Origin of the sequence: Blautia sp. BCRC 81119 (genome assembly GCF_003184505.1) — a bacterium.
Taxonomy (GTDB): Bacteria; Bacillota; Clostridia; order Lachnospirales; family Lachnospiraceae; genus Blautia_A; species Blautia_A fusiformis.
Genome location: NZ_QJHD01000070.1, coordinates 1 through 683, shown reverse-complemented (window position 1 = coordinate 683; position 683 = coordinate 1). Strand labels below are relative to the sequence as shown.

The window sequence follows — 683 nt, the reverse complement described above, 5'->3', positions numbered from 1 at the left end:
TAACAGATAAATCGATGTCTTCCTATCTTTGCGTTTGCATTAATTTCTTAATACTTTGCGTTTAAGGATATTTGATTAACTTAATCAAATCTCATGTATGCAGTTTTCAAGGTACAATGTATTGGGCTTTATTACTTAAAACCCAATGGGCTTAAGTGGACCTTTGCCCTATTGCTCATGATTATGAACTTTTCGGGGTTCTGGTTCATTTAAACCAGTGGGCTTAAGTGGACTCGAACCACCGACCTCACGCTTATCAGGCGTGCGCTCTAACCAGCTGAGCTATAAGCCCATCTTGAAATCTTTCGATTTCAGTGGAGATGAAGAGATTCGAACTCTCGACCCCCTGCTTGCAAGGCAGGTGCTCTCCCAACTGAGCTACATCCCCATTTGATCTGGCAGCCACCTGCTCTCCCACACCGTCTCCAGTGCAGTACCATCGGCCGCTTAGGTCTTAACCGTCGTGTTCGGGATGGGAACGGGTGTGTCCCCTAAGCGCATCGCTACCAGAAATATCGTTATTCAGTTGCCTTGATAACTCAACAGTAAAACACATTTCAATTACTCTACTTTTTCCTTAGAAAGGAGGTGATCCAGCCGCACCTTCCGATACGGCTACCTTGTTACGACTTCACCCCAGTCATCGGTCCCGCCTTCGGCAGCTCCTTCCTTGCGGTTAGGTC

The 683-nt window shown here is 46.4% G+C and carries 2 tRNA genes and 2 rRNA genes; all 4 read right to left on the bottom strand.

The features are described 5' to 3' along the window. Nucleotides 1–218: 218 nt before the first annotated feature. A tRNA-Ile gene (locus DMI82_RS19570) sits at nucleotides 219–292 on the bottom strand. Between the two features lie 23 nt (nucleotides 293–315). Then, a tRNA-Ala gene (locus DMI82_RS19565) sits at nucleotides 316–388 on the bottom strand. A gap of 5 nt (nucleotides 389–393) precedes the next feature. Continuing rightward, nucleotides 394–511: ribosomal RNA gene (rrf, locus tag DMI82_RS19560) — 5S ribosomal RNA — on the bottom strand. A 70-nt stretch (nucleotides 512–581) separates the two neighbouring features. Next, a 16S ribosomal RNA gene (locus DMI82_RS19555) occupies nucleotides 582–683 on the bottom strand; the annotation flags it as partial.